The 12,711-nt window shown below is 66.0% G+C and carries 13 protein-coding genes; 7 read left to right on the forward strand and 6 right to left on the reverse strand.

The window, feature by feature from the left end:
- Nucleotides 1-95 precede the first annotated feature (95 nt).
- The 3 genes from XH83_RS07115 to XH83_RS07125 all read right to left on the reverse strand — a co-directional run bounded on the left by XH83_RS07115 (nucleotide 96) and on the right by XH83_RS07125 (nucleotide 2,609).
- Nucleotides 96-1,622 carry a lysozyme inhibitor LprI family protein gene (locus XH83_RS07115; protein WP_194406311.1) on the reverse strand — a complete coding sequence of 509 codons (1,527 nt, stop codon included), beginning with the start codon at nucleotides 1,620-1,622 and terminating at the stop codon, nucleotides 96-98.
- Between the two features lie 89 nt (nucleotides 1,623-1,711).
- Nucleotides 1,712-1,870, reverse strand: a complete 159-nt coding sequence (locus tag XH83_RS07120; protein ID WP_194406312.1) for a hypothetical protein — start codon at nucleotides 1,868-1,870, stop codon at nucleotides 1,712-1,714.
- Between the two features lie 190 nt (nucleotides 1,871-2,060).
- Nucleotides 2,061-2,609 (reverse strand): cupin domain-containing protein, encoded by a 549-nt coding sequence (locus XH83_RS07125; RefSeq protein WP_018646206.1) that lies wholly within the window; start codon nucleotides 2,607-2,609, stop codon nucleotides 2,061-2,063.
- A 148-nt stretch (nucleotides 2,610-2,757) separates the two neighbouring features.
- Between XH83_RS07125 and XH83_RS07130 the strand changes: the two genes are divergently transcribed.
- Nucleotides 2,758-4,086: an aspartate aminotransferase family protein gene (locus XH83_RS07130; RefSeq protein WP_194406313.1), complete on the forward strand. Its 1,329-nt coding sequence runs from the start codon at nucleotides 2,758-2,760 to the stop codon at nucleotides 4,084-4,086.
- Nucleotides 4,087-4,157: 71 nt separating this feature from the next.
- Nucleotides 4,158-5,423 carry a D-amino acid dehydrogenase gene (locus XH83_RS07135; protein WP_194406314.1) on the forward strand — a complete coding sequence of 422 codons (1,266 nt, stop codon included), beginning with the start codon at nucleotides 4,158-4,160 and terminating at the stop codon, nucleotides 5,421-5,423.
- Between the two features lie 50 nt (nucleotides 5,424-5,473).
- Here XH83_RS07135 and XH83_RS07140 read toward each other — a convergent pair whose 3' ends face one another.
- Nucleotides 5,474-6,118: a helix-turn-helix domain-containing protein gene (locus XH83_RS07140; protein WP_194406315.1), complete on the reverse strand. Its 645-nt coding sequence runs from the start codon at nucleotides 6,116-6,118 to the stop codon at nucleotides 5,474-5,476.
- Nucleotides 6,119-6,299: 181 nt separating this feature from the next.
- Between XH83_RS07140 and XH83_RS07145 the strand changes: the two genes are divergently transcribed.
- From XH83_RS07145 to XH83_RS07160, 4 genes are read left to right on the forward strand one after another with little or no spacing between them, the layout of a single operon-like run.
- The gene (locus tag XH83_RS07145; RefSeq protein WP_194406316.1) at nucleotides 6,300-7,058 is read left to right on the forward strand and encodes an ABC transporter substrate-binding protein; all 759 of its coding nucleotides are present in this window, start codon (nucleotides 6,300-6,302) and stop codon (nucleotides 7,056-7,058) included.
- 22 nt (nucleotides 7,059-7,080) lie between these two features.
- Nucleotides 7,081-7,734, forward strand: a complete 654-nt coding sequence (locus XH83_RS07150; protein WP_194406317.1) for an amino acid ABC transporter permease — start codon at nucleotides 7,081-7,083, stop codon at nucleotides 7,732-7,734.
- Nucleotides 7,731-8,462 (forward strand): amino acid ABC transporter ATP-binding protein, encoded by a 732-nt coding sequence (locus tag XH83_RS07155; RefSeq protein ID WP_194406318.1) that lies wholly within the window; start codon nucleotides 7,731-7,733, stop codon nucleotides 8,460-8,462. The genes XH83_RS07150 and XH83_RS07155 overlap by 4 nt, the downstream gene beginning before the upstream one ends.
- 12 nt (nucleotides 8,463-8,474) lie before the next feature.
- Nucleotides 8,475-9,758: an FAD-binding oxidoreductase gene (locus tag XH83_RS07160; protein WP_194406319.1), complete on the forward strand. Its 1,284-nt coding sequence runs from the start codon at nucleotides 8,475-8,477 to the stop codon at nucleotides 9,756-9,758.
- Between the two features lie 54 nt (nucleotides 9,759-9,812).
- Here the strand turns inward: XH83_RS07160 and XH83_RS07165 are convergent, their stop codons facing one another.
- Nucleotides 9,813-10,052: a hypothetical protein gene (locus tag XH83_RS07165; protein ID WP_194406320.1), complete on the reverse strand. Its 240-nt coding sequence runs from the start codon at nucleotides 10,050-10,052 to the stop codon at nucleotides 9,813-9,815.
- A gap of 156 nt (nucleotides 10,053-10,208) precedes the next feature.
- On the reverse strand, nucleotides 10,209-11,798 hold the full coding sequence (locus XH83_RS07170; protein WP_194406321.1) for a gamma-glutamyltransferase family protein: 1,590 nt from the start codon (nucleotides 11,796-11,798) through the stop codon (nucleotides 10,209-10,211).
- A gap of 104 nt (nucleotides 11,799-11,902) precedes the next feature.
- On the opposite strand from XH83_RS07170, the gene XH83_RS07175 reads away from it, so the two are divergent.
- The gene (locus tag XH83_RS07175; RefSeq protein WP_194406322.1) at nucleotides 11,903-12,676 is read left to right on the forward strand and encodes an enoyl-CoA hydratase-related protein; all 774 of its coding nucleotides are present in this window, start codon (nucleotides 11,903-11,905) and stop codon (nucleotides 12,674-12,676) included.
- The last annotated feature ends 35 nt before the right edge of the window (nucleotides 12,677-12,711 follow it).

A 12,711-nucleotide genomic window follows, 5' to 3' on the forward strand; every position in this document is an offset into this window, starting at 1 on the left:
GGAGAAAGCCCTCACCCGCGCCTTTGGCGCGACCTCTCCCGTAAGCGGGAGAGGTCGACGACCCGCGGCACCGATTCGGCCAAAAGCCATTCGGTTCAGCGGATCGAGCCGGAGAAGTTGTCGATGTCGGCTGAGGGCCGCGCCGGAAACAGCCGTGCAGTCGAGGAGTTGTCGAGCCGTCGCTTGCACTTCGCCTCGTCGTCCTCATCCTTGCCGCTGCGCTTCTTCGCAAAAGCATCGTCGAGGCGGTTGACGATCAGCATGGCGTGGTCGCGCTCCAGCGTGTCAGGATTCTTGCGCTGTTCGTCGGCGCGGAACGTGGCGCCGGCCATCTTGCCGGTCATGTCGTAGTCGCAGCCGGCCTTCCAGTCGCCCTGCTCCCATTTCCAGCCATGCGCGGTCAGCCGGCCGTCCTTGTCGACGGTGATCTCGAGTATCGCGTTGTAGGCAAGCCAGATGCCGGCGAGGCCTGCGCGCTTGTCGTCAAAACCTTCCAGCAGCGCGATTCGCTCACGCTGAAGGGCTCCGACATGATCACGCGCGCTGGCCGTAAAGTGCATCTCCGAGGTCCGCTTCTCCCAGGCCGGATGGAGAAATTCGGCGAATTCCTCGGTCTGCGTGCGGACCCAGTTGCGCTGGTCCTCCATCAAGGCGCGCCGTGTCGGATCGTCGAGCCGCGGCAGCAGCGCCTTCCAGGCGCGGTTCAAGCGTTGATCGTTCTCGGCGAGATCGGGGTCGGCGCAGATTTCCTCGTCCGTCGCCGTCTCCGGACGCGTACAGTCGAAGGTCGGCGCGACGAAGGAGGTCTCGACCTTGTCGGCCATATCGCCGCTGCCGCTCGCGAAATAAGTGCCGGTGATCTGCGAGGGATCATCGCATTCGTCACGATCCCCGATCGTATCGTCGCCATCGGTCATGACGACACGCAGGGTTTCGCCCTGGCGACGGAGCTTGATCGTCGGGAGTTTTGCCGGTTTGGCATGCTCCTGGCTTGCTGGTGATGCGGTCTTCGCTGGGCCGGCATCCGGCGGTGGGATCGTCCCGCTCAGCCAGCTGCCGGCCTTGGTCACCGTCGCTCTCAGCTTGCATTGGCGATGCTTGTCACTGCCGTAATAGGCGCTCATGTCGACCGCAATGCGCCGCGCGCCGTTCGCATCCGGTGAGATGGTGAGGTTTCCGAATGCATTGCCCCATTTGCCGGAGAGCCCGTAGTGGCCGAAGCCGCCGGCGATCTCGTCGAGCGCTTCCTTGCGCCGGCGCAGCGTCGCGACGAAGTTGTCGCTGAGCTCGGCCTCATCGACCTCCTGCACGGTCTCGCCGGCCTGCGCGATCATCTCTTTGAACCAGGCCTCGTCGCGCTTGAGGAGCGGCCGGATGCTTGCGGGCGCTTTAGCGAGCGCCGTGTCGAACGATTTGTCGATCGCGGCGACGAGCTTGTCGTAGCCCTTTTCCCTGCAAATGGCTGGCTTGATCCCGGTACCGTTGCCGTTGGTCTCGCCGCATAGCGTGATCGCGGTCGGCGCGCTGCTGGCGGCGCGGAGGTAATCGTCCATGGCGTGGCAGGTGAGGGGAGCGAGCAGGACCGTCGCAGTGACGAGCGCGAGGCGAAAGGGGGCGAACATTGACGGCCCTTGGCTGGAGCGGAATCGTGCCTGCCCGTTGGTCGTCCGCGGCGTTACTGAGGTTCAGAAAAGGCCGTCGTGCCGGGGGGTTAGTTCAGCTTCCTGCGAAGCGCCTTCACCGCTTCTTTCTGCAGCTCGATGTACTCGGCGATCGCCTTGCGCAGCTCGCGCGAGTGGAGCTTGTCGGCATCACGCAGAGGTACGCTGCGCAAGGCTTCAGCTTGGGCATTGGCTGGGGTGGTCTTCATGCGCGAGCTCCGTCTACGAAGCGGCCCCGGAGAGCCTAGGAGTCCGAGGCCATAACCTCAGCACCTCTAAGCCAGGCTGCCGGCTACGTTTCGTAATATATCGCGCCTGGGCGTTGCGGAAATTGAGATGGCTCAAGCTCCGTAAATATCGGTGTCTGCGCAGGACATGCGATGGGCGGCCGATCTTGCATCAGAACGTCGGTGGCGTGCAGGCCGAGATCACCTCGCAGGGCTTGCCGCCGACGCAGCGGAAGCGGTGCGGGCGGCGGCTCTCGAAATAATAGGCATCGCCGGGGTTGAGGATGCGGCGCTCGTCCTCGACGGTGACTTCGAGCTTGCCCGAGATCACGATACCGCCTTCCTCACCGTCATGGACGAGGTGGACGCGACCGGTGTCGCTGCCGGGCTCATAGCGCTCCTTCAGGATCTGCAGGCTGCGGCCGAACAGATTGTCGCCGACCTGTCGATAGGAGATCGGCTTCTTGCCGACCTCGGTCAGTTCCTCGGCGCGATAGAAGATCTTGCGTCGTGACTCCGGTTCAAGCGCGAAGAATTCGGCGAGTCCCATCGGGATGCCGTCGAGGATGCGCTTGAGGGCGCCCACCGACGGGTTCATCTGGTTGGACTCGATCAGCGAGATCGTCGAATTGGTGACCCCGGCGCGCTTGGCCAGCTCGCGCTGCGACAGCTTGTGGCGCGCCCGGATGAATCGCAGCCGTCCACCGATGTCGACGCTCATGCCCAAGTCTCGTGTTGCAGGTGTTGCGGATCGGGCAAATATGGACCGGCGGCCCCAGTTAAATCAATGGGTTGCGGCAGGGTAGAAAAGGACTTGTTGCGCATTCCAAGCCGTGCCTCTGCTATGGGGTCAGCAAAGGAGCGCGGCCGTGACCCTTCATCAGATTCCGAACACTATCAAGACCGACTCGTTCTGGATGCCGTTCACGGCCAACCGGCAGTTCAAGAAGGCGCCCCGCCTGTTCTCCTCGGCCGAGGGCATGCACTACACCACCGTCGACGGCCGCCAGGTGATCGACGGCTCGGCCGGCCTCTGGTGCGTCAATGCCGGCCACGGCCGCAAGCAGATCGCCGCCGCCGTCGAGCGCCAGCTGATGACGCTGGATTTCGCGCCCTCGTTCCAGATGGGCCACCCGCTGGCGTTCGACTTCGCCGAGCGGCTCGCCGAGATCGCGCCGAAGGGCCTCGATCGCATCTTCTTCACCAATTCCGGCTCCGAGTCGGTCGACACCGCGCTGAAGATCGCGCTGGCCTATCACCGTGCCAACGGCCAGGCGAGCCGCACCCGCCTGATCGGCCGCGAGCGCGGCTATCACGGCGTCGGCTTCGGCGGCACCTCGGTCGGCGGCATGGTCGCCAACCGCCGCGCCTTCACCACCCTGCTGCCGGGCGTCGACCACATCCGCCATACCCATGATCTCAGCCGCAACGCCTTCGCCAAGGATCAGCCGGAATATGGCGCCGAGCTCGCCGACGATCTCGAGCGTCTGGTCGGCCTGCACGGCGCCGAGACGATCGCCGCCGTCATCGTCGAGCCGGTGCCCGGCTCGACCGCGGTGCTGCCGCCGCCGAAGGGCTATCTGCAGCGCCTGCGCGAGATCTGCGACAAGCACGGCATCCTCCTGATCTTCGACGAGGTCATCACCGGCTTTGGCCGTCTCGGCACGCCGTTCGCCGCCCAGTTCTTCGGCGTCACGCCTGACCTGATGACGACGGCCAAGGGCATCACCAACGGCACCATTCCCTGCGGCGCGGTGTTTGCGAGCCGCAAGGTGCATGACGGCATGATGGTCGGCCCCGAGAACCAGATGGAGCTGTTCCACGGCTACACCTATTCGGCGCATCCGACCGCCTGCGCCGCGGGCATCGCGACGCTCGACATCTACAAGGACGAAGGCCTGCTGACGCGCGGTGCCTCGATCGCCGAATATTGGCGCGATGCGCTGCATTCGCTGAAAGGTCTGCCGAACGTCGTCGACATCCGCAATTGCGGCCTGATGGGCGCGGTCGAGCTGGCGCCGCGCGAGGGCGTTGTCGGCGCGCGCGGCTATGACGTGATGGTCGACTGCTTCAACACCGGCCTTTACCTGCGCATGAGCGGCGACTCCTTCGCGATGTCGCCTCCGCTCATCGTCGAGAAGAGCCACATCGACCAGATGGTCTCGATCCTCGGCGACGCCATCAAGAAGGTGGCCTGATAATTGCTCTCGCCGTTGCGAGTTCGTGTCCTTGCAGCGGCGAGCGCGATGCCGCGGGAGTTTGACGAAGCGTGAAAGTCCTGATCCTCGGCAGCGGTGTCATCGGTGTCACCTCTGCCTACTACCTCGCCCGTGCCGGCCACGAGGTGACGGTCGTCGACCGTCAGCCCGAGCCGGCGCTGGAAACCTCCTTTGCCAATGCCGGCGAAGTCTCGCCCGGCTATTCTTCGCCCTGGGCCGGCCCCGGCGTGCCGGTGAAGGCCGTCAAGTGGCTCCTGATGAAGCACGGCCCGCTGGTGGTCCGGCCGAAGCTCGATCCCGTCATGTGGGTCTGGCTGCTCAAGATGCTGCGCAACTGCACCAGCGCGCGCTACGCGGTCAACAAGAGCCGGATGATTCCGATCGCGGAATACAGCCGCGATTCCTTGCGCGATCTGCGCCGCGACATCGGCATCCAGTATGACGAGCGCTCGCAGGGCACGCTGCAGCTGTTCCGCTACCAGGCGCAGCTCGACGGCACGGCCGAGGACATCGCCGTGCTCAAGCAATATGGCGTGCCCTTCGAAGTGCTGAGCCGCGAGGGCTGCATCGCGGTCGAGCCGGCGCTATCAGGCGTGAAGGAGAAGTTCGTCGGCGGGCTTCGCTTGCCGCAGGACGAGACCGGCGATTGCCACATGTTCACGCAGGCGCTGGCCAAGCATGCCCAGGCGCTCGGCGTGCGCTTCATGTTCAACACCTCGATCGACCGCATCGTCACCGACGGCGCGCGCGTCAGTGGTGTCGTGACCAGCGCCGGCACGTTGCAGGCGGATTCTTACGTGCTCGCGCTCGGCAGCTGGTCGTCGCGGCTCGCAGCGCCGCTCGGCATTTCGCTGCCGGTCTATCCGGTGAAGGGCTATTCGATCACGGTGCCGATCAAGGACGCCTCCGGCGCGCCGGAATCGACCGTGATGGACGAGAGCTACAAGGTCGCGATCACGCGATTGGGCGATCGCATCCGCGTGGGCGGCACCGCGGAAATCTCCGGCTATTCGGACAAGCTCTACGATGCGCGCCGCGCCACGCTGGATCACTCGCTGACCGATCTGTTCCCGCGCGGCGGCGATCTCGCCAAGGCGACGTTCTGGAGCGGCTTGCGTCCGATGACCCCGGACGGGCCGCCCGTGATCGGCCCGACGCAATATGCCAACCTGCACCTCAACACCGGCCACGGCACGCTCGGCTGGACCATGTCCTGCGGCTCGGGCCGCGTGCTCGCGGATTTGCTGTCGGGCAGGAACCCGGACATCGATGTCAGTGCGTTGACGGTGGACCGGTATAATCACCGGTTTGGATGATTGACGCTGTCATTCCGGGTTCGATGCTGCGCATCGCCCCGGAATGACGATCAGCTCCCGCCCGTCACGCAATTCACCCAGAGCACCACGGCCTTCGCATCCTGCGCCGGATTGGAAAACCGGTGCGGCCGGCGGCTGGCGAAGCGAAAGCTGTCGCCTGTCTTCAGCGACCAGGTCTCGCTGTCCACCGTCAGCATCATCTCGCCTTCGAGCACGAGGCCGGCCTCTTCGCCGTCATGGGTGTAGAGCTCGTCGCCGGTGGAGCCGCCGGGCTCCAGATGGACCAGGAACAGGTTGAGCTTGTTGTCGGCGCTCGCCGGGCTCAGCAACTGCTTCGACACCCCGGTGCGCCACAGCTTCAACTCCGGCCGCTGCAACCCACGCGTCACCACCTGGTCGGACGTGTCGTCCGCGCTAGGGCTGGCGCCGAACAAGGCGGCGATGCCAACGCCGAGCACGTCGGCGAGTGTGGCCAGCACACGCAGCGAGGGTGACGACAGCCCGCGCTCGATCTGGCTGAGAAAGCCGATCGACAGTGAGGTGCGCGCCGCGACCGTCTCCAGCGAGAATTGCCTGATGCGCCGGAGATCCCGGATGCGGCGGCCGACCGCGACGTCCATCGCAGGCTCCGCCGGTTTGGTCACGGCCTTGGTCCTCGCCCGCTTCGCCGGCTTTGCGGCGGCCGGTTTGCGCATTCTTTTGCCACCGCTCACGTCAAACCGCTTCCTTCATGTGCATGAAAACCGCTTGCATCGGCCGCGAAAGTGTGACCAAATTTTCATATTGGTGAAAATAGGCTGAAACGGCGCGGCCCGCAACGTCTGATCACGACTTGCCCGGAGCGCCGTCATCGGCCGAGCCCAACAGGGGGATGCGATGAAGCGTTTTGGTCTGGCCGCGGTCGCGGCACTCGCAATTGCAGCCGCAGCGCCCGCGTCGGCGCAGCAGGTGCTGAAAGTCGGCTCGACCCCGACAGGCATTCCCTTCACCTTCCTCGACACCAAGACCAACACCATCCAGGGCATCATGGTCGATCTCATCACCGAGGTCGGCAAGGATGCCGGCTTCAACGTGCAGATCGAGCCGATGCAGTTCTCGGCCCTGATCCCCTCGCTGACCTCGAGCAAGATCGACATCATCGCCGCCGCGATGTTCATCACGCCGCCGCGCAAGGAGGTCGTCGACTTCTCCGACCCGATCTACACCTATGGCGAGGGCCTGGTGGTGCCGAAGGGCGATACCAAGGCCTATGCCACGCAGGACGATCTGAAGGGCGAGACGGTCGGTGCACAGGTCGGCACCGCCTTCGTCGACGCGCTGAAGAAGACCGGCCTGTTCGCCGACGTGAAGGCCTACGACACCATTCCGGACATCCTGCGCGACGTGAACACCGGCCGCCTCAAGGCCGGCTACGCCGATTATCCGATCCTCGCCTACAATCTGAAGCAGGGCGGCTTCCCCGAGGTGCGCCTCGTCGAGGGCTACAAGCCAGTTACCGTCGGCTCGGTCGGCATCGGCGTGCGCAAGGGCGAGACCGCGCTGCTCGGCAAGATCAACGCCTCGCTCACGAAGCTGAAGGCCAACGGCACCATCGCCAAGATCCTGGATAAATGGGGCCTGAAGGCACAGGGCTAGTTGGATCGATGAAGGCTGTTCGATGAAGGGTTTCTGGCACGACGCCGCCGAGTTCTTCCCGATCCTGATGAACGGCGTCGCGCTGACGATCATCGTGACGATCGGCTCGCTGCTGCTCTCGACGGTGCTCGGCCTGATCTGGGCGATGATGCGGGTCTCCGGCATCAAGGCGCTGTCGATGCTCAGCGCCAGCCTGATCAATGTGATCCGCGGCATCCCGATCATCGTGCTGCTGTTCTATCTCTACTTCGTGATGCCCGATCTCGGCGTCACGCTCAGTGCTTTGCAGGCCGCGATCCTCGGGCTCGGCATCGCCTATTCGGCCTACCAGGCTGAAAACTTCCGCGCCGGCATCGAGGCGATCGACAAGGGGCAGATCGAGGCGGCGCAGTCGATCGGTATGGGTTGGTGGCTGACCATGCGCCGCGTGGTGCTGCCGCAGGCCGTGCGCATCGTGCTGCCGCCCTACGGCAACGTCATGATCATGATGCTGAAGGATTCCTCGCAAGCCTCGACCATCACGGTCGCCGAGCTCGCCCTGCAGGGCAAGCTGATCGCGTCCTCGACCTTCAAGAACACCAATGTGTTCACGCTGGTGGCGCTGATGTATCTCACCATGAGCATTCCGCTGATCCTGCTGGTCCGTCACTTCGAGAAGCGGGCCGGCAAGCGATGATCGAGCTGAACGACATCCACAAGAGCTTTGGCAAGGTCGAGGTGCTCAAGGGCATCACGGCCTCGGTCGAGAAGGGCGAGGTGGTCTGCATCGTCGGTCCCTCGGGCTCCGGCAAATCCACCATTCTGCGCTGCATCAACGGGCTGGAAAGCTACGACCGCGGCGAGATCAGCGTCGAGGGCCTCAAGGTCGATCGTGACGCGCCGTCGATCGTGAACATCCGCACCCAGGTCTCGATGGTGTTCCAGCGCTTCAACCTGTTCCCGCATCGCACCGCGCTGGAGAACGTGATCGAAGGGCCGCTCTATGTGAAGAAGGAGCCGCGTGCGCAGGCGCTGGAGCGCGGCCGCGCGCTGCTCGCCCAGGTCGGGCTCGCCGAGAAGGCTGACGCACACCCGCCGCAACTGTCCGGCGGCCAGCAGCAACGCGTTGCGATCGCGCGGGCGCTGGCGATGCAGCCCAAGGCGATCCTGTTCGACGAGCCGACCTCGGCGCTCGATCCCGAGCTCGTCGGCGATGTGCTCGGCGTGATGCGCAAGCTCGCCGACGACGGCATGACGATGGTCGTCGTCACCCACGAGATGGGCTTTGCCCGCGACGTGGCCGATCGCGTGCTGTTCATCGACGGCGGCGTCATCGTCGAGCAAGGGGCAGCCAAGACCGTCCTCAATCAACCCCAGCACCCCCGGACGCAGGACTTCCTGCGCCGCGTGCTGCATCCGCTCTGACCGGTCTTCGCCATGACGCGTCTGCCGCTGCCGCCCTCGCTCTACGCCGACACCGCCGTCGCGCCGGTTGCCACGCCGCCGCTCGATACGGACAAGACCGTCCCGGTCGCGATCGTCGGTGGCGGCTATACCGGCCTTTCCACCGCGCTGCACCTGGCGGAGCAGGGCGTCGATGCCCTGGTGCTGGAGGCGCAGGAGCCCGGCTGGGGCGCATCCGGCAACAATGGCGGCCACACCAACCCCGGCTTGAAGCACGACCCCGACCAGATCGAGGCGGACTTCGGTGCCGAACTCGGCCGCCGCATGATCGCGTTCGCCTACGGCACCACGAACTTCACCCACGACCTGATCCGCCGCTACCAGATCCCGTGCGAGGCGCGGCAGAACGGCACGCTGCGTGCGGCCTATAACGAGGCCAGCGCCGCCGCGATCGAGAAGACCGCGCAGCAATGCATCCGCCGCGGCATGCCGGTGTCGTATCTGAACCGCGAGCAGCTCCGCGAGATGACCGGCACCGACCGCTACATCGGGGCCATGCTGGATACCCGCGGCGGCGATCTGCATCCGCTCAGCTATGCCCGCGGCCTCGCGCGCGCCGCGGTCTCGGCCGGCGCGAAGGTGCATGGCGAGACGCCGGCATTGTCGCTCCGGCGCGACGGCTCGCGCTGGCGCATCGAAACGCCGCGGGCGGTCGTTCATGCCGACAAGGTCCTGCTCGCCACCAACGGTTTCACCGACAATCTCTGGCCGGCGCTCCGCCGCACCATCGTGCCGGTGTTCTCCTCGATCGCCGCCACTGCGCCGCTCTCGGACCACGTTGCGCGCGCGATCATGCCGACGCGGCCCGTGCTGTACGAGAGCGGTCACATCACGGTCTATTACCGCATCGATCAGCACAATCGCCTCTTGATGGGCGGCCGCGGGCCGATGCGCTGGATCAAGTCGCCGAACGACGTCGCCTATCTCATGCGCTATGCCGAGCGGCTATGGCCGCAGCTCAAAGGCGTGTCCTGGACACACGGCTGGAACAGCCGGCTCGCCATCACGAGCGACCACTACCCGCATGTGCATGAGCCCGCCGAGGGCGTCCTGATCTCGCTCGGCTGCAACGGCCGCGGCGTTGCGCTCGCGACCGCGATGGGGGCTCAGCTCGCGCGGCGGCTGATCGGCGGCCCGAAGGCCGAGATCGACATGCCCATCACGGGCATCAAGCCGATCCCGATGCACGCGTTCTGGCCGGTGGGCGTGACGACCGCCGTGATCGCGGGGCGCGTGCGGGACCGGCTCGGCATATGAGAAGGCGCCGCCCGGCGAGGAGCGGCGCCTTGCATCATCGGTCGATATTGGGCGTCAGCAGCGGCCCTGCTTCCACAGGCCGGGCGGGCAGCCGTGACCGCGCCAGCCGACCTTGCGCCCGCGCGACCATCCAGGCGGCGTGCCATGGTGATGATGGCCCATCGAATGCCCATGACCATGACCATGACCGTGTCCATGACCGCCGCCATGGCCGCCCTTGGCCAGTGCAGGGCCGGTCAATGTAAAGCCGGCCGCAATGACCAGCGACGCAGCGAGCGCAAGTTTCTTCATCATGTCCTCCACCGGAATAAGCGCATTTGTCCGTTCAACGAACGAACGGTGCGCAGCTAAGTTCCCTGCAAATGTGGAGGGGGCGTGATGCTCGCCTCGACGCGTAATCGCGCGAGCGCTCAACGCGCGCTGGCAGAATCGAAGCAGCGATGCTCGCGCTCAACCCTCCGCCACCGCGTCGGCCCAGGGCTGGAAGATCTCGACCGCGCCGGAATTGACGTCGCCCTCACGCATCACCACGCTCGGACAGGCGAATTTTTGCGGCAAGGCCTGCACGCGGGTCTCTTCATAGTCGAAGCGCGCGGCCAGCGCCTTGCGCACGTCCTCCGGCAAGCGGGCGTCGCCAATCACCACCGCGCCTTCACTGGCGTCGATGCGCGGCTGATGGATGGCGGCGTCGAGATCCATGCCGAAATCCATCGCGAATGACACGAGCTGCATCACCGACGGCAGGATGCGGCGGCCGCCCGAGGCGCCGACCGCGAGACGCTTGCCGTCCTTGGTCTCGGCGATCACGGGCGTGTAGTTGCAGAGGCAGCGCTTGCCGGGCGCGAGCGAATTGGTCGTGCCCGGCGTCGGGTCGAACCACATGATGCCGTTGTTCATGGCGATGCCGGTGTGCGGCGTCACATAGCGCGAGCCAAAGGACGAGAGCAGTGTCTGCGTCACCGCGGCGATGTTGCCGTGCCGGTCGACCACGGAGAAATGCGTAGTGCAGGCGGGCGCCAGATATTCGGCACCGAGCGAGCGCTTGCCGTCGGCATCGCCCATGTCCTTCAGCCGCTCGCGGAAGGCCGCCTGCAGCGCGAGTGCATATTCGGCATAGGCGGCCGCGTCCGGCGCGCGTCCGGGCTTGAAGCTTTGCTGCAACAGCCGCAGCGCGTGGGCCATGGTGGGGCCGGCCGTGAGTTCGGGCGTCGCATACACCTTGCCGCCGCGATACGGGATCGCCAAGGGCTCGCGCAGATGCGCGCGGAAGGCGGCGAGGTCCTCGACCGACAGCGATCCGCCATCGGCCTTGACGTCGGAAGCGATGCTTTTGGCGAGGTCGCCCTGGTAGAAGTCGCGCGGCCCGGCCTCGGCGAGATGCGACAGCGTCGCTTTCAGCGTGTCCTGCGGCAGCCGGGTCTCGGCCTTGATGCCCCACGGCGCGCTCGGTGGCAGGCCGTCCTTCAGGAACGCCGCAGCGCTCGCGGGATAGCGCCTGAGATCGGCTGCCGAGCCCGAGATCGTCACCGTGGTCCACCAATCGACCAGCAGGCCTTCGCCGGCGAGCCTGGCTGCCGGCGCGACCAGATCCTTCCACGGCATCCTGGCGTAGCGGCGATGCGCCTCTTCCATTCCCGCGACGACGCCGGGCACGGCGATCGAACCGGGGCCGTGGATGTTGCGATCGTCCTTCACCCGCGGCCAGGGAAAGAGATCGGACGCGGCGCCTTCGCCGCTGAGCGGATAATCGGCGACGCGCAGGCTTTGCGGCGCGCACATGCCGTAATCGATCACCTCGGTACGATTTTCCTTGGCGCGGTAGAGCACCATCGCGCCGCCGCCGCCGACGCCGCTGTTCCAGGGCTCCAGCACGTTCAGCGCCATGGTCGTCGCCACGATCGCGTCCACGCAGTCGCCGCCCGCCGCCAGCACCTCTGCCCCGACCTCGGCCGCCCGCCGCGATTGCGAGGCGACGATGCCGCCCTTGGACGTGACGGCGGGCTTGCGGACGGTTTGGTTGAGGCTGAACTGATGAGGCATGATGTCGTCTTGTGTGCTGCGTTGACGTCGAGGCCCCGCATTTGGCGGAGCGCGCGGACAATGGCACATTGCAGCCAACGAGAACATCCAAAGGGAGGCGCAACATGGCTGGTGTGAAACAGGCGCGGGATGGCGCGGTCGGAATCCTGACACTCGACGAGCCCGCGAGCCTGAATGCCATGACGCCGGACCTGCTCGGCGCGCTGGCCACCTCCGTCGCTGAGATGGCGGGTGACGAAGGTATCCGCGCGCTGATCCTCACCGGCGCCGGGCGCGGATTTTGCTCAGGACAGAATTTGAAGGCCTCGGAGGCGCTCGGCGAAGACATCGCGGCCGGCGTCATGCGGTTCTACTGGCCGGCCTTCAAGGCCCTGCGCGAATGCTGCGTGCCCGTCGTCGTCGCCGTCAACGGGGTGGCCGCCGGCGGCGGCTTCAGCCTCGCCATGGCCGGCGACATCATCGTCGCGGCGCGATCGGCGAGCTTCATCCAGGTGTTCAGCCGCATCGCGCTGGTGCCCGATCTCGGCTCGACCTGGCTGCTGCCGCGACTGATCGGCAGGCAGCGTGCGCTCGAGCTGATGCTGCTGACCGAGCCGCTGACGGCCGAGCGCGCCCAGGAGATCGGCCTGGTGCGGCAGGTCGTCGATGATTCGAAGCTGATGGACGAGGCGCTGACGCTGGCGCGCCGTCTCGCCGAGGGCCCGACGCGCGCTTTGGTGGCAACACGGCTGCTGGTCGAGGAGAGCGAGCACGCCACCTACGAGGCGCAGTTCCGCCGCGAGATCGAGCTCCAGGCGGTGATCCGCAAGAGCGCCGACGCCGTCGAAGGCCGCAACGCCTTTGTCGAGAAGCGCAAGGCAAGGTTTACGGGGAGGTGAGAAGGGGCTCGCTACCTCGCCGTCATGGCCGGGCA

Source organism: Bradyrhizobium sp. CCBAU 53351, from assembly GCF_015291745.1.
Classification (GTDB): Bacteria; Pseudomonadota; Alphaproteobacteria; order Rhizobiales; family Xanthobacteraceae; genus Bradyrhizobium.

Coding starts and splice junctions, on each gene's coding strand:
- XH83_RS07115 (WP_194406311.1), bottom strand. CDS start 1,622: ATGTTCGCCCCCTTTCGCCTCGCGCTCGTCACTGCGACGGTCCTGCTC.
- XH83_RS07120 (WP_194406312.1), bottom strand. CDS start 1,870: ATGAAGACCACCCCAGCCAATGCCCAAGCTGAAGCCTTGCGCAGCGTA.
- XH83_RS07125 (WP_018646206.1), bottom strand. CDS start 2,609: ATGAGCGTCGACATCGGTGGACGGCTGCGATTCATCCGGGCGCGCCAC.
- XH83_RS07140 (WP_194406315.1), bottom strand. CDS start 6,118: ATGCGCAAACCGGCCGCCGCAAAGCCGGCGAAGCGGGCGAGGACCAAG.
- XH83_RS07145 (WP_194406316.1), top strand. CDS start 6,300: ATGAAGCGTTTTGGTCTGGCCGCGGTCGCGGCACTCGCAATTGCAGCC.
- XH83_RS07150 (WP_194406317.1), top strand. CDS start 7,081: ATGAAGGGTTTCTGGCACGACGCCGCCGAGTTCTTCCCGATCCTGATG.
- XH83_RS07155 (WP_194406318.1), top strand. CDS start 7,731: ATGATCGAGCTGAACGACATCCACAAGAGCTTTGGCAAGGTCGAGGTG.
- XH83_RS07160 (WP_194406319.1), top strand. CDS start 8,475: ATGACGCGTCTGCCGCTGCCGCCCTCGCTCTACGCCGACACCGCCGTC.
- XH83_RS07165 (WP_194406320.1), bottom strand. CDS start 10,052: ATGATGAAGAAACTTGCGCTCGCTGCGTCGCTGGTCATTGCGGCCGGC.
- XH83_RS07170 (WP_194406321.1), bottom strand. CDS start 11,798: ATGCCTCATCAGTTCAGCCTCAACCAAACCGTCCGCAAGCCCGCCGTC.
- XH83_RS07175 (WP_194406322.1), top strand. CDS start 11,903: ATGGCTGGTGTGAAACAGGCGCGGGATGGCGCGGTCGGAATCCTGACA.